This window comes from Flavitalea plasmicola, from assembly GCF_030546645.1.
Taxonomy (GTDB): Bacteria; Bacteroidota; Bacteroidia; order Chitinophagales; family Chitinophagaceae; genus Puia.
In genome coordinates this window covers 1,051,559-1,069,968 of sequence record NZ_JAUOTO010000002.1, presented here as the reverse complement: position 1 = coordinate 1,069,968, position 18,410 = coordinate 1,051,559, and the positions used below count along the sequence as shown (strand labels likewise).

Here is an 18,410-nt window from a genome sequence, read left to right as displayed (position 1 = left end):
TATATGGTATGTAGAACGTTTTTCTTAAGTGTCAGTTTCTTATTTTCCATAGTTTGCTTTGGGCAATCAGGTAATCCTTTTATCAGAGATATGTATACGGCGGACCCATCGGCGCATGTTTGGGCCGACGGCCGGCTGTATGTGTATGCTTCGCATGATATCGCGCCTCCCCGGGGGTGCGACCTGATGGACCAGTATCATGTATTTTCCACCGACGATATGGTGCATTGGAAGGACCATGGCGAGATCCTGCGGGCCGCCCAGGTTCCCTGGGGCCGCAAGGAAGGTGGATTTATGTGGGCGCCCGATTGCGCATACAGGAACGGCGTGTATTACTTCTATTTTCCTCACCCCAGCGGGACGGCGTGGAATTCCACCTGGAAGATAGGCGTGGCCACCAGCAGGAACCCGGCCAGTGACTTTAAGGTACAGGGATATATCCAGGGACTGGAATCCATGATCGACCCCTGCGTATTTGTGGATGACGACGGGCAGGCTTATTTCTACTATGGGGGAGGCGGTACCTGTAAGGGCGGAAAGCTCAGGGACAACATGACTGAGATAGACGGGGAGATGAAACAAATGGAAGGCCTGGTTGATTTTCACGAGGCCTCGTGGGTGCATAAGCGCAACGGCCTGTATTACCTCTCTTATTCGGATAACCATGATTCGGCGGGTCAACACAACCGGATGTGCTATGCTACGAGCAGGAGCCCGCTGGGTCCCTGGGAGTATAAGGGGATCTATATGGCGCCGACAGACAGCTATACCAATCATGGATCCATCGTGGAATATAAAGGGCAGTGGTATTCGTTCTATCACAACAGCGCGCTGTCGCATTTTGACTGGTTGCGGTCCATCTGCTTGGATAAATTATATTACAACGCGGATGGGACTATTCAAATGGTAAATCAGACGCACGATGAGAAGCATTAAACGATTGCTTGTCACATCCGGGATCATAGCCGTCGCAGCCTGCTCTTCCAAAAAGGAACAGCCGGCGATTGAGAAGAAGCCGTCTTTTTTCGACACGGAGCATAAGAATCCTTTCGTGACCAGTATCTATACTGCCGACCCGTCTGCCCATGTCTGGGCTGATGGGCGGCTGTATGTATATCCTTCTCATGACATCGCCCCCCCGCGTGGGTGTGACCTGATGGATCAATACCATGTTTATTCGACGGATGATATGGTACATTGGAAGGACCATGGGGAGATCCTCCGGGCAAACCAGGTGTCATGGGGGAGGCCTGACGGTGGCTTTATGTGGGCGCCGGATTGCGCTTATAAGAATGGCATGTACTACTTTTATTTTCCGCATCCCAGCGCAACGGACTGGGGTAGCTCCTGGAAGATAGGCGTGGCCACCAGCACCAGGCCGGCCAGCGATTTTACAGTACAGGGTTATATCCAGGGATTGGAACCAATGATCGATCCATGCGTATTCGTGGACGATGACGGAAAGGCATATTTCTATTATGGGGGAGGCGGCACCTGCAAAGGGGGCAGGCTAAAGGATAATATGACGGAGCTGGACGGGAGTATGCAGCCGATGTCGGGCCTGGTTGATTTTCATGAGGCGTCGTGGGTCCATAAACGAAATGGCCTCTATTATCTTTCCTATGCGGATAATCATGATATCGATGGGCGTCATAATCAGATGCGTTATGCCGTGAGCAAGACGCCCCTGGGGCCCTGGACGTATAAAGGAATTTATATGGATCCGACGGATAGTTACACCGACCATGGGTCGATTGTCGAGTACAAGGGGCAATGGTATGCCTTTTATCACAACAGCTCCATTTCACACAATGACTGGCTACGATCGATATGCGTCGATACGCTGGGGTATAATTCCGACGGAACCATAAAGAAAATAATCCAGACAAAATAAATACGAATGAAAATCATACGATCACTTGTAATAATCTTTGGACTTTCGGTATTGACGGTTGCCTGCAAAAAAAGTAATTCAGGACAGAAACCACCTCCTCCCACCAACAACAAAGTGTGGCCTTCACCCAAAGGGGATGTCGTGGGCAAAATAACCGTGGGCTACCAGGGATGGTTTGCCTGTAAGGGCGATGGGTCACCTATCGATGCCTGGTGGCATTGGTCTACGGATTGGGGAAAGACGCCCACCCTGGCTTTGAGTGGCATCAAATCCTGGCCGGATGTAAGAGATTACCAGGATACTTACGCCACTGGATTTGCCGACCTTGGGAATGGAGACCCTGCCACTTTGTTCTCTTCTTTCAGCGACCAGTCGGTGGATATACAATTCTCCTGGATGCAGCAGAATGGGCTGGACGGCGCCGCCTTGCAGCGTTTCAATCCCAATGGCATCGAGGGGCCCGTCCGGGATGCGATTACGGCGAAGGTGCGAACGGCGGCGGAGAAATACAACAGGAAGTTTTATATCATGTATGATGTCAGCGGCTGGACGAATATGCAATCAGAGGTAAAATCGGACTGGACGAATAAGATGAAGAAGTACACGGCTTCGGCTGCCTATGCCCGGCAGAATGATAAACCTGTTGTTTGCATCTGGGGTTTTGGCTTTAGCGATAACAACCATCCTTGGTCTTCCTCCACCTGTACGGATGTCATAAAATGGTTCAAGGATCAGGGATGTTATGTGATCGGGGGTGTGCCTGCTCATTGGCGTGACCAGAACAGTGACTCCAGGCCGGGATTTATCGATACTTATAAGGCTTTCGATATGCTGTCACCCTGGATGGTGGGACGTATCGGGAAGATCATGGATTCGGATAACTTTTATGCTACGGTGAACACGGCCGATCTTGGCTTTTGCAAGGCGAATTATATTGATTATCAGCCTTGCGTCCTGCCCGGCGACTTGCAGGAGAAGCAGCGGGTGCATGGGGATTTCATGTGGCGGCAATTTTATAATATGAAAAGGCTGGGTGCTCAGGGGATCTACATATCTATGTTTGATGAATATAATGAAGGGAACCAGATAGCCAAGACGGCGGAGGATGCTTCGATGGTGCCGGTGGGGTCGGGTTTTGTTACGCTGGACGAGGATGGAACAGCTTGTTCCTCCGACTATTATCTAAGGCTCAGCGGAGATGGAGGGAAAATGTTCAGGGGAGAGATCGCATTGACTGCCGTGCGGCCGACGGCGGTGAAATAGCGGGTTTTTAGATAAGCAGGTTGTTTAGTACATTTAAGGAATTTTGGAATCATTAGATGAACTGAGCGACCTATGATCAACAGACTGATTTTAATATTCGTTGCATATTTTTTTACAACGGGCCTCGTCTCATTCGGACAGGAGAACTGGAAGCTGAAAAGCAACAAGGACGACATCGCAATCTATACAAGAGATGTCCCCAACAGCCGCTTTAAAGGGATCAAAGTAGTATGTGAGCTGAACGCCACCCTCTCGCAATTGGTGGCTGTCGTTATGGATGTCAATACTGCCGTAGAATGGGTATACAGCACAAGATCCGCAGTGGTGCTGAAGCAGGTATCCCCTTCCGAACTTTATTATTATTCTGAGGTGAATGTGCCGTGGCCTGCCAGTAACCGGGATTTTATTGCCCGGCTGTCGGTGAGTCAGGATGCGCATACGAAGGTGGTGACGGTCCTGGGCCCTGTTTTTCCGGATTATATTCCGGAGAAAAAGGATATCGTTCGGGTGCGGCGCTCCGAAGGTAAGTGGATCATATCGCCTGTGGGTAAAGATCGGGTCCGGGTGGAGTATACGTTGAATATGGATCCTGGAGGGAATATACCTGCGTGGCTGGTGAATATGTTTGCGACGAAAGGGCCGTATGAATCATTCAGGAAACTGAAGGTCCAACTGAAGAAGCCTGCATTTACGCATGCACATCTGTCGTATATCGTTGACTAGGTCCCATTCCCTTTTTGCAAAAATTTCTCCCAATGTTGGAAGGATGGTATAGCTAATATCATCTTTAATATATTGACAATCAATTGTTAGTGGGTTTGGCCCGGCAATTGATCTCTCCTATATGGTTTTTCATAGGATATTGGATTTAAAACGGGAGCGTATTTCTATACACTCCTTTTTTTTTGCCCGTACTTATTTCACGGTGTTTTAACACTAAACGACGATGATTAACATAATGCTTAAGGTATGCTGTCGTACCTTTGTATAGGTGATCGGGGATGATCATCTTCTCACACATAATTTGACAATTTTCTCATAAGCAGTTAGTTTTGGTTACGACCCCCGTGTCTACGGGGGTTTATTATTTTTTGCCAAAGGCAAAAAAATAAACCCCGCGCCCGCTTGCGGGCGCAATAAATTAGAGTCTAAACAACCTCCCGGACCGTCAGGTCCAGGTTATTTACTCAATCCCATAATAATTAAGATAACCAAAATAATCCCCACGATCACAGCCAGCGTGATCTTCGCCGCACTATAAGGCCGTTCGCCCACCACTTCGCCCGTACAGGCATTCACCGTGAAATGATACAGCTTATTGTTGTATTTGTAGGCGCTGATCCAAGCGGGCAGCAGGATATATTTCAGCGCAAGATTGCTGTAGCTGGTGTCGACACCGTCGATGACCTGTTCATCTCCGCCGATGTCGTTGATGATCGAATGACGGATGACAGGCTCCATGCGTTGTTTGGCCACTTCCAGCCCTTTTTCGGCGTCAATCTGGAATAGTTCCGACCGGAATCCGCTGACATATTGTTCATTATAGTGTACCAGCGATTCCAGGCGCCAGGGCTCCAGCCGGTTGGCCACATTTTGCGGCAGGGAGTTGCTGGCGGAAATAAGGATGTCGTCGAAGGTATTGCCCACCACACCGCTGACAGGGAACCAGGAAGTGTGGCGTACTTCGCGGGTGCGGGTGACTTCTTCTCCATTCACTGTTTCCGTATAGGTTTCCGTGGTGTAATAGTAATCTCCGCGGCTGCCGGAGTATTGCGAGGTGGTGTCTGCATCATAGCTCCAATGAGGGATGTAGATGCCTTTGAACTGCCGGGCATCCGCGCTCACCATTTTGGAAAGGTCGGATGGGGCGAACCAGAGGCGTTTGAGCCAGGTGCGAAAACTCTGCAGGGCTTCCGCCTGCGGCACCAGGAAGGGTAAGATATAGTGTGGCTTCAGGATCTGCTGGTCTTTCGCGTCGCTGATCACCAGGGGGCTGGCGCAGAAGGCGCAATTGTCCGAATTCACTTCCGGGGGCAGCGTGGTAGAGGCGCCGCAGTTCTTACAGGAGACGACTTTGGCCATCTGTGCGGTGGTTCCCCCGTATTGCTGTGCGATGAAGTCATGGTAATCAAAGGAGATAACAGGCCCGGCGGCGGTATCGGCGATCTCATTGGAAGAGCCGCAATACGTGCATTGGAGGTGATGGGTACCTGGTGCGAAATGCAGGGTAGCACCACAGCTATTGCATTGCAGGGTCGAGTTAGAGGCGACGGTCTGTTCGGTCTGTTCAGCCTGAGACATTATTTTTAAGGGATTTTAAGCGCCGGGCAAAGGTGGTGGTACGTTGTTAAATATGGTGGACAGGTCGGGGACGGTGTTGGCGGCTGCCCATGCGGGCATGCCTTTTTTCCAGACCTGGCTTTGCTGGTTGATCGTGCCTGCCGCCGCCAGCTGTGTCAGCTGATCGATGGTATAGGGACCGGCCTGTTTGCCGTCGATGGCGACGAAGAAGGGCAGGGCGCCAGGGAGTGGCGGAGGACCGTCATTACCCTGGACGGTATTGTTTTGAAAGACATTGCCTACCTGTCCGCCGATGGCCATTCCCAACCCTGCGCCGAGGCCTGCGCCGGCAAGACCCCCATTGGGATTTTTTGCGGCCTCTTCCATGGCATTGGCTGCCTGATATTGTGCATATGCGCCAAGATTGCCCACGATGCCCATGCTGCTGCGTTTGTCGAGCGCTGCTTCCACTTCCGGAGGGAGGGAGATATTTTCAATGAGGAACTTGGTAAGCTCGAGTCCCAGCTCATTAAATTCAGACCTGATCTTCTCGGTGATCTTTGCCGACACCTCATCATAGTTGGCAGCCAGATCGAGCACAGGGATCTTTGCTTCCGCGATCGCATCCATACCGCGGGAGACGGCGAGGTTGCGCAGCTGCTCGTTGATGCCTTCCACCGAAAATTCAGGGTTGGTAGCGGCTATCTCCTTTATGAATACGCCGGGATCTTTAACGCGGAAAGCAAAGCTTCCGAAAGCCCTGAGACGTACAGGGCCGAATTCCGCATCACGGAGCATGACGGGATTACGGGTGCCCCATTTCTGGTTGATGAATTGTCTGGTGCTGACGAAAAATACGTCTGCCTTGAAAGGGCTGTTGAAACCGTATTTCCATCCTTTGAGCGTGGTGAGAATGGGCATGTTCTGGGTGGTAAGCGTGTACATGCCCGGTGTAAAGACGTCCGCGATGGCGCCTTCGTTCATGAATACGGCCCACTGCGATTCACGCACGGTGAGCTTGCTATTCATTTTGATCTCATTATGATAACGGGGGAATTTCCATACGATGGTATCGCTGGAAGTATCCACCCATTCTATGATATCTATAAATTCATTCCGTATCTTATCAAAAAGTCCCATAGTTCAAATTTTATGATGAAGTGAAATTAATATTTATTGGTTAAGCCTGCAACAAAGAATATATTGCGTGGAGCTTCTGAAAAAAAAGTATCCTTATGGCTGCAAAAAAGAACCCTATAAAAGCAAGTGAAAGATCAGCAAAAAAACAGGCCGTCCCCCCGACGGCAGTCAAGGCGCCGGTTGTGAAGGCGCCGGGAGACAAGGTATCGACAGGCAAAGCGCCGGCGGACAGGAGCTCACGGCCGGTGAAAGAACAGCGCTTTACGGGACGCATGTTGGTGCGTCTGGACCCGAAGGTCAGCGCGGCGTCGGTGATACGGCTGGCAAAGACAAAAGGATTGCAGCTTATTACGACGTCGGACAGCGGAGATGGCTCGTTGGAGCAGGCGCTACGGCAAGCCGATGGGATCATTTTTGAGAAATTAAGGATCGCTGTCGTCAACGAAGCTGGCATCGCCCCGCTGCAGCAACTGCAGGCATTGCGTAACAGCCCTTTTTTGTCCGGCGAGCCGGAACGATATCTGCGGGCTTTGCACCCTGCTCCGAAAGGTAAAGGAAAGGGGGCCACATTGAAAGATACTACCGTCGCCACCTGGGGGATACATGCGATCAATGTGCAGCACAATGGTTACACCGGGAAAGGTGTGAAGATAGCTGTCCTGGATACGGGCTTTGATTTTACGCATCCGGATTTCACCGGCAGGACCTTGCATCGCAGGTCGTTTGTAGGTACACGACAGGCAAAGGACAAGGAGGGGCATGGGACCCATTGCGCCGGGATCGCGGGGGGCGGCAGGAAAGGCAGGGACGGAGCCCGTTATGGAGTGGCCTACGGATCGCGGTTATACATCGGGAAGATCCTGGATGATGCAGGCGAAGGAACAGATGGCCAGGCATTGGCCGGTATCGAATGGGCATTGGAGAAAGGATGCCAGGTGATCTCCATGTCTTTCGGCGCACCGGCGGAAGAGGGGCAGGGCCATTCCGTTGTTTTTGAGCAGGTGGCACAGATCGCTATGGCAAACAATTGTCTGCTGATAGCTGCTACGGGCAATGAAAGCGATCATTCCGAAGGATTGGTGGCATCGGTCAACCACCCGGCAAATTGCCCATCTGTCCTGGCAGTGGGAGCTTTAACACAGGATATGCAAGTGGCGGATTACTCCTGTGCCGGTACGGACCTGGCCGGCGGCCAGGTGGATATTGCGGCGCCGGGAGATCATATCCTGAGCGCCAGGCCCGGCGGAGGATATCGCCGCGAATCCGGTACTTCTATGGCCACTGCCTTTGTAGCAGGAGTCGCTGCCTTGCTTTGGGAGCAACATCCGCAGGCGGGAGCAGGAGACATATGGGTAAAATTGATCCAGCAGGCTCGGCGGCTTTCCTTGCCGGCGTCGGAAGTGGGCGGGGGATTGGTCTATGTACGCTGAGGAAAATTTGTATCTTTGAGAAGATGGATTTTATAGCTAAAGTAGAAGATAATCAACGCTCTAATATTCAGGAGATTGCACAGTCCCTGGAAAAAATGGGCATCAAGGTCAAACAGATCCTGCGGATCCCGGGTGTGATCACCGGGTCCAGCCGGCGTATGCCCCTGGCACAGCTAAAGATCAAGGGGATCCAATCTGTGGAGCGGGATCGGCATTTGCGGGCGTCAGGCGGACGTTGAGAGGAAGCAGGGCCCTGTCAAATCGGGCGATCGGGAATTGCCTCCTTTTGCCTGCGATATTCTTCCTTCCATAACTCAGTCATGACGTCCAGGCTCATATCACAGAATGTGCCGATCATGACGATGTCTTCCAACGTAAACTTTTCCACTCTTTTCATCAGCTTGGTAAAACGATCGACCTTGGTTCCCAGGTTCTTTGCTACGACGGTCTTGGGAACATACCGGAAAATATCATTAAAGGACCTTACATGTCCCTTCTCATACATACTTTGGACAAGGTGATAACGAGGATCACGGTTTACCATGACATAAAGAAATAAAATATCCGTCTTCCTCTATCAAAAACTCCCAAATAGTTACTTTTTAAGTCCCGAAAAGGCAATATCGATGACGACTTTCCCACGGGCAGTGCCTTGCTCGATCGCAGTATAAGCATCAGCAATACTTTCCATCGTATAGGGTTGCCCGTCTGTTAATGGCCGTAGCTTTCCGGCTTCTATCAGTGCCGTCGCCTGTCGCAGGATATCACCATGATGCGCTCTGCCCCGGCCGGAGATCAGCGGATAGAGCGTGAAAATACCGGAGTAAGTGGCCCCGCGGAAAGACAACGGCGCCAGGCTGTGCGAACCCCAACCAAGCGCGCTCACTACGTGACCCGTGTATCTTTTTGCAGACAGGAAGGAACTGTCGAGAGTGACGCCTCCCAGGGTATCGAATACAACATCGAAGCCTTCACCGTTCGTATATCCCTGTATGTAGTCTTGCGCGGAAAGGGCCGTATAGTCGATGGCGATAGCGCCGTAGCTTTCAACGAGTGCGCGCTTTGCGGGGCTAACGGTTGTGTAGACTTTGGCTCCATGGGCTTTGGCGAGCTGTACTGCTACATGTCCCACGCCACCTGCACCGCCATGGACCAGCACGGTCTGTCCTTCCTGCACCCTGGCCCTGTCCACCAATCCTTCCCAGGCAGTGATAAAGACCAGTGGTACGGCGGCGGCTTCGCGCATGGTGAGGTTGGCAGGCTTCATCGCCAGCAGGTCTGCATCAACTGCCGCGTATTCGGCCAGGGTGCCTGGTATGCCGGCAACACCCCCCGTGATGCCATAAACTTCGTCGCCGGGCTTGAACCGGGTCACTCCTTCACCCACGGCGGCTACAACACCCGCCATGTCGAGGCCTAAGATGGCAGGGAGTTGCGTGCGGGCGTGTGCAGCTTGTCCGGCCCTGATCTTCAGGTCCAGAGGGTTGACACCGCTGGCCTTGATGTTCACCAGCACCTGGCCTTTTGCGGCCACCGGCGTTTCGACTTCCTTTAATAAATAAGAGGTGTTATAGCTTTCCAGGATGAGCGCTTTCATGCTTGATGTTTTTGATAATGCAAAGGTCGGGAGCTTTAGTAGTCAAAAGGTGTATTTTTACATGTTTTCGTTGTACTTTTGTACTATGGTCAAAGATCATTTACGTGAGCCTTTTGAGCTGGTGCTGCGGGAATTGATGGATGAATGTCCCCGGGGCAGGCATACGCATAGTTTTTTCGAGCTGATCTATATTGTGGAAGGTACGGGGCGGCAGTGTATCAACGAGGTAGAGTTTGCATACAAGCCCGGAGATCTGTTCCTGGTAGCGCCAAATGATACCCATGTTTTTAAGATCGAACAAACTTCCCGGTTCTTTTTCATAAGATTCAATCATGTGTTTGTGCAGTCGTCCAAAAAGGACCAGGAGCTGGCGGCAAGACTGGAAATGATCCTCCCGAATGCGCGCCATGAGCCGGGGTGTATCTTAAAGAAGGAGGCCGACCGGAGAGCCGTCACTCATTTAATGGAAATGATCATCCATGAGCATTTGCAACACGATCTGTACCATAAAGAACTGATAGCGCAGCTGGTAAATACGCTGCTGGTGATCATCGCACGGAATATTTCGCAGGTCTTCCCCGATGTGATCGATGAGGCCAGCGAGGAAAAGGCGGTGGATATTCTTCAATATATACAGACCCATATTTATTATCCTGATAAGTTGAGGGCGGAGGCCATCAGTAAGTACTTTGGCATTTCGAGAACCTACCTGGGGCGCTATTTTAAAAAGCATGCCCATGAGACTTTGCAGGATTATATTATGCGCTACAAGCTACAACTGGTGGAGAACAGGCTCTTACACAGTCATATGCGTGTCACGGAGATTGCCGACGAGTTTGGATTTACAGATAAGAGCCATCTGAACAGGATGTTTAAGAAATACCGCGGAGTGAATCCGTCGGATTTCAAGCGGAGTAAAGCTCAATCCGCCAGCTCGATCCACACCGGCGCATGATCGCTCGTCTTCTCCCATCCCCGCACTTCTTTATCAACCCCCGCGGCGACCAGCCGCTTTTTCAACGGCGCATTCAATAAAAAGTGATCGATGCGCAGGCCGGCATTACGGCCATAGGCATTTCGGAAATAATCCCAGAAAGTATAGATCTTTTCGTCGGGATGGAGGTGACGCAGCGCATCCATCCATCCCTGGGAAATGAGCTTTTTAAAGGCTTCACGCACTTCCGGCCGGAAGAGGGCATCATCCTTCCAGCTTTCCGGCTTATACACGTCCAGGTCGGTGGGCATGACATTAAAATCCCCCACCAGGATTACGGGCTTTTTAGAAGCATAAAGCTCGGCGCCATGGGCGATCAGCCTGTCGAACCAGCGCAATTTGTAATCAAATTTGGGCCCGGGTGCGGGGTTCCCATTAGGCAGATAGAGACAGCCGATCTGTAAGCCATCCACCACCGCTTCGATGAAGCGGCTGTGCAGATCCTCGGGATCCCCGGGCAAAGCCCGCCGGACTTCCTTGGGTTTTCCGGTGCGGGACAGGATGGCGACGCCATTCCAGCTCTTTTGTCCATGCCAGATAGCTTCATATCCGGCATCCTGTATGGCTTTTTCAGGAAATTTTTCCTGGGGCGCTTTCAACTCCTGCAGGCAGACTATATCCGGCGCCGACGCGTCCAGCCAGCGAAGGAGCACGGGGAGACGTCCGTTGACGCCATTGACATTATAAGTAGCTATTTTCATGACTTTCAAGACAAATTAGTAACAAATATTATAAAAAGCCCTTTTTACCCTAAAGTCTAACAATGTTAGATTTTTTTGCCCAAAGCGTTTAACAATGTTAAATTTATTATGAACATTAAATGCCTATCAAATGACACGCACTCAATTACTCCCTCCTTTTTTATGGTCGTTGAGGGCCGCAGGCCGCTCTCTTGTCGTCATTTTTCTTTTGAATAGTTGTAAGGAGAAAAGCGAAGCCGCAGGCACCGGGGCCATGCCTCCGCCCTCGCTGCCAGTAATTACCGCCGTGGCGCTACCTGCCACTACCTATCAGGATTTTACAGCATCGGTGCAGGGCAAACGTGATGTTGAAATAAGGCCGCAGGTGGATGGATACCTGACTGCAATCGAGGTGGACGAAGGCGCTTATGTACATAAAGGGCAGCCTCTCTTTCTCATCGACAGAAAGCCGTTTGAAGAACAATTGAACAATGCCAGGGCGGCCCTGGCGGCTGCCCAGGCCTCGATGGAAAATGCGCAGATAAATGTAGACAAGCTCAAGCCCCTGGTAGAACACAATGTAGTGTCCGACGTGCAGCTGAAGTCAGCGCAGGCAGCGTACAATAATGCCAAAGCTGCCGCGGATCAGGCGCAGTCGGCGGTGGGAACTGCACGCATCAACCTCGACTACACCACCATTACGGCGCCCAGCGATGGGTACGTGGGGACCATTCCTTTCAAAACGGGAAGTCTTGTCACCAAAGGCATGGATGGCGCTCTTACTGTCGTATCGGAGACAAAGGACATGCGTGTCTATTTTTCAATGAGCGAGCCCGACTTCCTTCAGTTCAAGGAGAAATATGCCGGTAACACCGTTGCCGATAAGGTAAAGCAGATGCCGCCCGTTCAACTGGTGCTGGCTGACAATAGCGTCTATCCGCATCCGGGAAAAGTAGAGATCGTAGAAGGGCAGTTTGACAAGACGGTCGGCGCTATTAAGTTCCGTGCGAGCTTTCCTAATGCGGAAGGGTTATTACGAAGCGGCAGTACGGGTAAGGTAAGGATACCTACTTCGTACAAATCCGTATTGGTGGTCCCGCAGGATGCGACTTTTGAGCTGCAGGGTAAAGTGTTCGTTTATACGGTAGCCGACAGCAATAAGATCGTAACCAAACCACTGAATATTTCCGGCAGGACCCCGAACTATTATTTCGTGTCGGATGGTGTGAAGCTGGGGGAAAAAATAGTGCTTTCCTCTATGGCTACCACGATGATCGGCGGATTGAGGGATGGGATGGTGATTGCGCCTCAAATGATCTCAACCGATAGTTTGTTAAAGGCAAAGCCTCTTTGATCAAACATCATTCAAAATATGATATATGCTAAGAAGATTTATAGAACGGCCTGTATTATCCACGGTTGTCTCCATTATACTACTCTTATTAGGCGGACTGTCGTTGTTTTCCCTGCCTATCACCTTGTTCCCTGAGATTGCGCCTCCCAGCGTACAGGTAACCGCCGTTTATCCCGGCGCCAATGCCGAAGTGGTAGCCCGCACCGTAGCAGTTCCGATTGAGGAAGCGGTCAACGGCGTGGAAAACATGAGCTACATGACTTCCAATTCCAGCAACGACGGCAGCATGAACCTGACCATCTTTTTCAAACAAGGCACCAACCCGGATATCAATGCGGTGAACGTGCAAAACCGTGTAACGAAGGCCAACAGCCAGCTGCCGCCGGAAGTGATACAAGCGGGTGTGTCTACCCAAAAGATACAGAACAGCTTTCTCATGTTCGTGGGACTGTACAGCGAGGACAGCACGAAGTACGACGAGCTTTTCCTGGAGAACTATCTCCGGATCAATGTCATCCCGCAGCTGCAACGTATTCCCGGCGTGGCGCAGGCGCAGGTGTTCAGCTCGAAGGATTATTCCATGCGCATCTGGCTGAAGCCTGACAGGCTGATAGCCAATAATCTTTCCCCGCAGGATGTTTTAAACGCCATCAAGGATCAGAACCTGGAGGCAGCGCCGGGGCGCCTGGGACAGAACAGTGGCGAATCGTTTGAGTATGTCATCAAATATAAGGGCAAACGGAACAGGAATGAGGACTATGAGAACATGGTGGTGAAGGCCAATAATGACGGGTCCCTGCTGCGCCTGAAAGATGTGGCCCGTGTGGAATTCGGGGCCTATACCTACATCTCGTCCAATAAACTGAACGGTCATCCTACTTCGGGCTTTGGCGTTTTACAGACGCCCGGGTCCAACGCCAACCAGATCCTCACGGAGCTGGAGCGCCAGATAAAGGAATTCGACGCGGCTTTACCCAGCGGCATGAAGTTCAAGATCATGTATAATGCCAAGGAATTCCTCGATGCGTCCATCGGCCAGGTGGAGGAAACCCTGATCATCGCTTTCGTACTGGTGGCGATCGTGGTTTTCATCTTCTTGCAGGATTTCCGCTCTACACTGATACCCGTTATCGCCGTGCCCGTCGCCATCATCGGCACCTTTTTCTTCCTGAATTTGTTTGGCTTTAGTATCAACCTGCTGACTTTGTTTGCCCTGGTGCTGGCCATCGGCATCGTGGTGGACGATGCCATTGTGGTGGTAGAGGCCGTGCACTCTAAAATGGAGCGGGAGCATTTGCCGCCAAGGAAAGCGACCATTGAAAGTATGAATGAGATCTCGGGCGCGATCATTTCCATTACACTGGTGATGGCGGCGGTGTTTGTACCCGTCAGCTTTGTGCAGGGGCCTGCAGGGGTATTCTACAAGCAGTTTGCGTTCACGCTGGCTACTGCCATCCTGATCTCCGCCGTCAATGCGTTGACGTTAAGCCCTGCCTTGTGCGCCTTATTTTTGAAAAATCCGCATGCAGAGCAGGGGGGGAGAAAAAAAGGATTGGCCGCCCGTTTCTTCATGGCGTTCAATACGGGCTTTACAGCCATGACGGGGAAATATGTAAAAAGCCTGCAATTCCTCATCCGCCATAAATGGGTACCTATCATCGGCCTGTTGATCATCGCCGCAGGCTGTGTGATACTGGTGAATAAAACTCCTTCTGGATTTATTCCCGACGAAGACCAGGGTTTCATTATAGCGGTGGCTCAAACGCCTGCCGGCAGCAGCTTAACCAGGACTGCGCGGGCTACCGATGACATCAGCAAGATCGCCCTGCGGGATGGGGCATCCAGCGATGTATGGAATGTAAACGGAATGAACTTTGTCACCAACTCTTTTGCCTCGCCCAATGCCGTTGTTTTCTGCCGGCTGAAACCCCGGGACGAACGGGGACCCGCAAAAGACCCTGCGCAAATCACCGGCAGATTGATGGGGGAAACAGGTCAGGTAAAAGACGCGTTGTCCATATTCGTAAATTTTCCCACCGTGCAGGGATTCGGCAATGTCAGCGGTGTGGAACTGATGCTGCAGGACAGGGCCAGCGGCCCCCTGGACAAACTGGGTATGACGGCCTGGGGTTTTGTCGGGGCCTTGTCTCAGCGAAAAGAGGTGGGCTCGGCTTTTACCACTTTCAACACCGGCAACCCTCAGTATACCATCGAGGTGGACGATGACAAGGCAAAGCAGTTGGGCGTGTCTATCAGCGAGCTGATGAATACGCTGCAAATATATTATGGCAGTAGTTTTGTTTCGGACTTCAACCGGTTTGGAAAGTACTACCGGGTCATGGCGCAGGCCGATGTTGCTTACCGGATGGACGTGAATTCCCTCAACGGTATTTATGTAAAGAATAGTTCAGGCGGGATGGTCCCCGCTACCTCCGTGGCTAAGTTTGTCCGTGTGTATGGTCCCGAAACGGTCACCCGCAACAACCTGTTCAATGCCGTCACCATCAATATAACGCCCAAGCCGGGCTTCAGCACGGGTGACGTGATCAAAGCCGTTCAGGCCACGGCCAAACAGGCTTTACCTAAAGGGTATGCCTATGAATTCACCGGCGTAACGAGAGAAGAGATCAGGGCGGGCAATCAAACGGCGTTCGTATTCTTATTAAGCGTGCTGTTTGTATTTTTCCTCCTCGCTGCACAGTACGAAAGTTATATTCTTCCCTTGGCGGTGATACTCACTGTGCCCACTGGTATCCTGGGCGTGTTTGCCTTTGTAGGATTTGCCGGGTTGCAGAATAACGTATATGTGCAGATAGGATTGATCATGCTGATAGGATTGTTGGCTAAGAATGCCATCCTGATCGTGGAGTTTGCGGTACAGCGGAGACGGGCAGGCAAAGGGCTGGTAGAGGCTGCGCTGGAAGGAGCCAGGTTAAGGCTCCGCCCCATACTGATGACCTCATTTGCTTTTGTAGTGGGCATGACCCCCCTGATATTTACAAAAGGGGCATCGGCACAGGGCAACCATTCCATCGGCTGGAGCGCGGTAGGCGGTATGCTTACCGGTGTGATCCTGGGGGTGTTCATCATACCGGTATTGTTTGTTATTTTCCAATTCCTGCAGGAAAAAGTCTCTTCGAAAAGAAAAGCTGAAGAAGAAGCGGAGGTGCACACTGCTGAATAGACAGTTGTCAATATCAGCCCATTACTTGTTAAAAAACGGGTGGCAATTTTTTTACAGTTGAGATAATTTTGAAAAATTTTTATTATGACTGTAGATTGGAAAGGCGTTTATCCTGCGCTGACGACAAATTTTACATCCGGAGATGAGTTGGATCTTTCGATGTTTAACAAAAATCTTCAATTCCAGTTGGACGCCGGTGTGGACGGGATCGTGCTTGCGGGCTCGTTGGGTGAAGCCAGTACCCTTACATTGGATGAAAAAGAGATATTGGTAAGGTCCGCTGTTGAGACGGTGGACGGCAGGGTGCCTGTGATCCTGAACATTGCCGAAGGCTCTACACGCGAGGCGATCAACCAGGCAAGGCTGGCAAAGAAATGGAAGGCGGATGGACTGATGCTTTTACCTCCCATGCGTTACAAAGCGGATGCCAGGGAAACAGTGGATTATTTTAAGGCGGTGGCCCGGTCTACCGATCTGCCTATCATGCTGTATAACAATCCTGTGGAATACAGGATCGAGGTCACGCTGGCCATGTTCGAAGACCTGCAGGAATGTGATAATATCCAGGCCGTAAAGGAATCTACCAGGGATGTGACGAATGTTACCCGGATGATCAATGCGTTTGGCGACCGTTATAAGGTGTTGTGTGGGGTGGACACGATCGCCATGGAGGAGATGCTGCTGGGAGCCCAGGGTTGGGTCGCGGGGCTGGTATGCGCCTTCCCGGCTGAAACGGTGGCGATCTACCGGCTTGTGAAGGCGGGCCAGGTGGAAGAGGCCGCGCAGATCTACCGTTGGTTCATGCCGTTGCTGGAATTCGACATTTGTCCCAAGCTGGTGCAATATATCAAGCTGGCGGAAACGCAGGTAGGTTTCGGCAGTGAATTTGTGCGGGCCCCCCGTCTGAAGCTGGCAGGCAAGGAAAGGGAAGAGGCGCTGAAAATAATCGAAACGGCACTGGCAACAAGACCCGCATTGCCCGAATATCTTTCCATTTAGCAGATAGTTGAAAATTTATCTTTTACCCGGCCAGGCTTCCAAACAACGGAACCGGCCGGGTTGTTTTTTTGCCGGATGTTAAAATAGTATACGTTTTAAATAGAATTTCGAATTTTTTGCGGCTTTCAACTTTATAGTTTTGATACAAAGGTTGTTGCTATGTCCGAAACACGCAGGGATTTTATAAAGCGCTCGACGCTGACGGCGGCAGGCGCTTATTTGGGAACGATGGGCCTTAGCGCGGCCAGTTATCGCCGTATCATCGGAGCCAACGACAGGGTGAACCTCGGCGTGGTGGGATTTTCAGATCGGTTCAGGAATGCGCACCTGCCCAGCTTTCTGCAACATTATAAGGAATTGAACTTCGACATCGTCGCGCTCAGCGATATCTGGAAATTACGCAGAGAGGAAGGTCGTGAATACCTTACGAACAAATTGGGGCACGCCGTACAGGCTTGCAGGAATAACGACGAGCTGTTCGACAGGAAAAGTATTGACGGTGTATTTATCAGTACGGCCGACTTCCAGCATGCATTGCATACGGTGGAGGCAGTACAGGCGAAATGCGATGTGTATTGTGAAAAACCATTTGCCGAGACAATGGAAGATGCCCGTATGGCCCTGGGGGCCGTACGGCGGTCGGGTTGTATCGTACAGATTGGATCACAGCGGCGCAGCGGAAAAAATTACCAGGCAGCAGCGGATTTTATTGCATCAGGCAAATTTGGGCCCATCACCACGGTGGAGCTCACCTGGAATGTTAACCAGCCGGGACGTTGGCGCAGGCCTGCCCTGGTCGCGAAATGCAGGGAAGAGGACCTTGACTGGAAACGTTTTTTGCTGAACAGGCCCTACGAGTCTTTTGATCCGCGGAAGTACCTGGAATATCGTCTTTTCTGGCCTTACTCATCGGGTCAGCCGGGGCAATGGATGTCCCACCAGATCGATACGGTGCATTGGTACACCGGGCTGCACCACCCCCGGAGCGTAGTGGCCAACGGCGGCATCTATACGTGGAGGGATGGCAGAACCAATTGGGACACGACTACGGCCGTCTTTGATTATGGCCCTGCTGACGACCTGTCAAAAGGGTTCCAGGTCATATTCATGTCCCGTGTGAATAATGGCGATGAAATAACAACCGAGATCTATTATTCCAACGGCGGCGAGCTGAACCTCAACACCAACAAGATCTCACCCAAGGGTGGGTTGACCGAGGCCATGGGCAAAGAAATGGGCATGCCCCCTAACTTGCTGCCCGAACGGGACCTGGTCGACAGGATGGCTCCCATCGATACACGCGCCAATGCGGGTGGTGACGAATACACATCGGCCCATGTCCGCAACTGGATGGAATGTATCAGGAGCCGTAAACAACCTAATGCTCCCGTAGAGGCCGGCTATTATCATTCCATTGCGAATATTATGACCAATGCAGCCGTGAAGACTGGCGCCAGGGCAACGTTTGATGAGCATACGCAGGAAGTAATGGCAGATGGAAAAGTGTTCAAATATTAAGCGTACCGAAGGATGTTAAAAAAGTATACACATTGAATGGATTATTGAATATTTTTTCTCTGTTAAATTTTTAATTT

Annotated in this window: 16 protein-coding genes; 11 read left to right on the top strand and 5 right to left on the bottom strand. The window is 51.3% G+C overall.

Going from position 1 to position 18,410, the window contains the following annotated elements; genetic code table 11:
* Nucleotides 1-3: 3 nt before the first annotated feature.
* The 4 genes from Q4E93_RS09535 (at nucleotide 4) to Q4E93_RS09520 (ending at nucleotide 3,880) form a co-directional block, all read left to right on the top strand.
* The gene (locus Q4E93_RS09535) at nucleotides 4-936 is read left to right on the top strand and encodes a family 43 glycosylhydrolase (RefSeq protein WP_303584633.1); all 933 of its coding nucleotides are present in this window, start codon (nucleotides 4-6) and stop codon (nucleotides 934-936) included.
* On the top strand, nucleotides 923-1,894 hold the full coding sequence (locus tag Q4E93_RS09530; RefSeq protein ID WP_303584631.1) for a family 43 glycosylhydrolase: 972 nt from the start codon (nucleotides 923-925) through the stop codon (nucleotides 1,892-1,894). Before Q4E93_RS09535 ends, Q4E93_RS09530 begins: the two co-directional genes overlap by 14 nt.
* Before the next feature lie 6 nt (nucleotides 1,895-1,900).
* Nucleotides 1,901-3,157, top strand: a complete 1,257-nt coding sequence (locus Q4E93_RS09525; RefSeq protein WP_303584629.1) for a glycoside hydrolase family 99 protein — start codon at nucleotides 1,901-1,903, stop codon at nucleotides 3,155-3,157.
* A 72-nt stretch (nucleotides 3,158-3,229) separates the two neighbouring features.
* Entirely contained in the window at nucleotides 3,230-3,880 is a 651-nt protein-coding gene (locus Q4E93_RS09520; RefSeq protein ID WP_303584627.1) for an START domain-containing protein, read from the top strand.
* Nucleotides 3,881-4,336: 456 nt separating this feature from the next.
* Here the strand turns inward: Q4E93_RS09520 and Q4E93_RS09515 are convergent, their stop codons facing one another.
* A complete protein-coding gene (locus tag Q4E93_RS09515; protein ID WP_303584625.1) occupies nucleotides 4,337-5,458 on the bottom strand; it encodes a TFIIB-type zinc ribbon-containing protein in 1,122 nt (373 codons plus the stop codon).
* A 15-nt stretch (nucleotides 5,459-5,473) separates the two neighbouring features.
* The gene (locus tag Q4E93_RS09510) at nucleotides 5,474-6,577 is read right to left on the bottom strand and encodes an SPFH domain-containing protein (protein ID WP_303584623.1); all 1,104 of its coding nucleotides are present in this window, start codon (nucleotides 6,575-6,577) and stop codon (nucleotides 5,474-5,476) included.
* A gap of 95 nt (nucleotides 6,578-6,672) precedes the next feature.
* Here Q4E93_RS09510 and Q4E93_RS09505 point away from each other — a divergent pair, with 95 nt between their 5' ends.
* Both Q4E93_RS09505 and Q4E93_RS09500 read left to right on the top strand, forming a co-directional pair.
* Nucleotides 6,673-8,007: a S8 family peptidase gene (locus tag Q4E93_RS09505; RefSeq protein WP_303584621.1), complete on the top strand. Its 1,335-nt coding sequence runs from the start codon at nucleotides 6,673-6,675 to the stop codon at nucleotides 8,005-8,007.
* Nucleotides 8,008-8,030: 23 nt separating this feature from the next.
* Nucleotides 8,031-8,246 (top strand): hypothetical protein, encoded by a 216-nt coding sequence (locus Q4E93_RS09500; protein ID WP_303584619.1) that lies wholly within the window; start codon nucleotides 8,031-8,033, stop codon nucleotides 8,244-8,246.
* Nucleotides 8,247-8,263: 17 nt separating this feature from the next.
* Here Q4E93_RS09500 and Q4E93_RS09495 read toward each other — a convergent pair whose 3' ends face one another.
* A complete protein-coding gene (locus Q4E93_RS09495; RefSeq protein ID WP_303584617.1) occupies nucleotides 8,264-8,512 on the bottom strand; it encodes a hypothetical protein in 249 nt (82 codons plus the stop codon).
* Between the two features lie 90 nt (nucleotides 8,513-8,602).
* Complete coding sequence (locus Q4E93_RS09490; RefSeq protein WP_303584615.1) at nucleotides 8,603-9,604, bottom strand: zinc-dependent alcohol dehydrogenase family protein; 1,002 nt, start codon at nucleotides 9,602-9,604, stop codon at nucleotides 8,603-8,605.
* An 85-nt stretch (nucleotides 9,605-9,689) separates the two neighbouring features.
* Here Q4E93_RS09490 and Q4E93_RS09485 point away from each other — a divergent pair, with 85 nt between their 5' ends.
* Nucleotides 9,690-10,559: an AraC family transcriptional regulator gene (locus Q4E93_RS09485; RefSeq protein ID WP_303584614.1), complete on the top strand. Its 870-nt coding sequence runs from the start codon at nucleotides 9,690-9,692 to the stop codon at nucleotides 10,557-10,559.
* On the opposite strand, the gene xth is transcribed toward Q4E93_RS09485, so the two are convergent.
* Nucleotides 10,526-11,299 (bottom strand): exodeoxyribonuclease III, encoded by a 774-nt coding sequence (gene xth / locus Q4E93_RS09480; protein WP_303584613.1) that lies wholly within the window; start codon nucleotides 11,297-11,299, stop codon nucleotides 10,526-10,528. The genes Q4E93_RS09485 and xth overlap by 34 nt on opposite strands.
* 130 nt (nucleotides 11,300-11,429) lie before the next feature.
* On the opposite strand from xth, the gene Q4E93_RS09475 reads away from it, so the two are divergent.
* The 4 genes from Q4E93_RS09475 to Q4E93_RS09460 all read left to right on the top strand — a co-directional run bounded on the left by Q4E93_RS09475 (nucleotide 11,430) and on the right by Q4E93_RS09460 (nucleotide 18,333).
* On the top strand, nucleotides 11,430-12,632 hold the full coding sequence (locus Q4E93_RS09475) for an efflux RND transporter periplasmic adaptor subunit (RefSeq protein WP_303584612.1): 1,203 nt from the start codon (nucleotides 11,430-11,432) through the stop codon (nucleotides 12,630-12,632).
* A gap of 25 nt (nucleotides 12,633-12,657) precedes the next feature.
* On the top strand, nucleotides 12,658-15,816 hold the full coding sequence (locus tag Q4E93_RS09470) for an efflux RND transporter permease subunit (RefSeq protein ID WP_303584610.1): 3,159 nt from the start codon (nucleotides 12,658-12,660) through the stop codon (nucleotides 15,814-15,816).
* A gap of 84 nt (nucleotides 15,817-15,900) precedes the next feature.
* Nucleotides 15,901-16,815, top strand: coding sequence for a dihydrodipicolinate synthase family protein (locus Q4E93_RS09465; RefSeq protein ID WP_303584608.1), 915 nt, complete (start codon nucleotides 15,901-15,903; stop codon nucleotides 16,813-16,815).
* A gap of 159 nt (nucleotides 16,816-16,974) precedes the next feature.
* A complete protein-coding gene (locus Q4E93_RS09460; RefSeq protein ID WP_303584606.1) occupies nucleotides 16,975-18,333 on the top strand; it encodes a Gfo/Idh/MocA family protein in 1,359 nt (452 codons plus the stop codon).
* Nucleotides 18,334-18,410 lie beyond the last annotated feature (77 nt).

Excerpts from the sequence above, each read along its gene's own strand:
- Q4E93_RS09535 (WP_303584633.1), top strand. The coding sequence starts at position 4 with ATGGTATGTAGAACGTTTTTCTTAAGTGTCAGTTTCTTATTTTCCATA.
- Q4E93_RS09530 (WP_303584631.1), top strand. The coding sequence starts at position 923 with ATGAGAAGCATTAAACGATTGCTTGTCACATCCGGGATCATAGCCGTC.
- Q4E93_RS09525 (WP_303584629.1), top strand. The coding sequence starts at position 1,901 with ATGAAAATCATACGATCACTTGTAATAATCTTTGGACTTTCGGTATTG.
- Q4E93_RS09520 (WP_303584627.1), top strand. The coding sequence starts at position 3,230 with ATGATCAACAGACTGATTTTAATATTCGTTGCATATTTTTTTACAACG.
- Q4E93_RS09515 (WP_303584625.1), bottom strand. The coding sequence starts at position 5,458 with ATGTCTCAGGCTGAACAGACCGAACAGACCGTCGCCTCTAACTCGACC.
- Q4E93_RS09510 (WP_303584623.1), bottom strand. The coding sequence starts at position 6,577 with ATGGGACTTTTTGATAAGATACGGAATGAATTTATAGATATCATAGAA.
- Q4E93_RS09505 (WP_303584621.1), top strand. The coding sequence starts at position 6,673 with ATGGCTGCAAAAAAGAACCCTATAAAAGCAAGTGAAAGATCAGCAAAA.
- Q4E93_RS09500 (WP_303584619.1), top strand. The coding sequence starts at position 8,031 with ATGGATTTTATAGCTAAAGTAGAAGATAATCAACGCTCTAATATTCAG.
- Q4E93_RS09495 (WP_303584617.1), bottom strand. The coding sequence starts at position 8,512 with ATGTATGAGAAGGGACATGTAAGGTCCTTTAATGATATTTTCCGGTAT.
- Q4E93_RS09490 (WP_303584615.1), bottom strand. The coding sequence starts at position 9,604 with ATGAAAGCGCTCATCCTGGAAAGCTATAACACCTCTTATTTATTAAAG.
- Q4E93_RS09485 (WP_303584614.1), top strand. The coding sequence starts at position 9,690 with ATGGTCAAAGATCATTTACGTGAGCCTTTTGAGCTGGTGCTGCGGGAA.
- xth (WP_303584613.1), bottom strand. The coding sequence starts at position 11,299 with ATGAAAATAGCTACTTATAATGTCAATGGCGTCAACGGACGTCTCCCC.
- Q4E93_RS09475 (WP_303584612.1), top strand. The coding sequence starts at position 11,430 with ATGACACGCACTCAATTACTCCCTCCTTTTTTATGGTCGTTGAGGGCC.
- Q4E93_RS09470 (WP_303584610.1), top strand. The coding sequence starts at position 12,658 with ATGCTAAGAAGATTTATAGAACGGCCTGTATTATCCACGGTTGTCTCC.
- Q4E93_RS09465 (WP_303584608.1), top strand. The coding sequence starts at position 15,901 with ATGACTGTAGATTGGAAAGGCGTTTATCCTGCGCTGACGACAAATTTT.
- Q4E93_RS09460 (WP_303584606.1), top strand. The coding sequence starts at position 16,975 with ATGTCCGAAACACGCAGGGATTTTATAAAGCGCTCGACGCTGACGGCG.